Origin of the sequence: Leptolyngbya sp. BC1307 (assembly GCF_002286735.1) — a bacterium.
In the GTDB taxonomy this organism is placed as follows: domain Bacteria; phylum Cyanobacteriota; class Cyanobacteriia; order Phormidesmidales; family Phormidesmidaceae; genus Phormidesmis.
Genome location: NZ_NRTA01000210.1, coordinates 1 through 330, shown reverse-complemented (window position 1 = coordinate 330; position 330 = coordinate 1). Strand labels below are relative to the sequence as shown.

Annotated in this window: 1 pseudogene; it reads left to right on the top strand. The window is 49.7% G+C overall.

Annotated features, from left to right (window positions below):
- Window positions 1–173 precede the first annotated feature (173 nt).
- Window positions 174–330, top strand: a pseudogene (locus tag CKL79_RS22790) (IS701 family transposase); the annotation flags it as partial.

Sequence of the window (330 nt, the reverse complement as noted above, 5' to 3'; positions counted from 1 at the left end):
TGGGGGGTGTTTCGTGATTCGGCAGCATGGCAACTTACCCTGGCAGGTGCTCAATGAGCTGAATGCAAGCGGCAGTAATGCGACCGGCACAGTGTTATAGGACTTACGCATTGACAGAGCAGGCAGATTATGGGTGGTAGAATAAATCACATCCTCTTAGCCTTCTGGTCAGCATGCGCCAGCGATCAAAACCATCTACAGCCCAGTGTAATAGCCCTCTCTACACCTTATTTCTACTAGCTGAGCCTAAATACGTCAGTTGTGTACGGCTCTCAGAAATCTTGGCAGAGGTAAGCCACGACAGCATCAATCGGTTTTTACTGCGTGAGC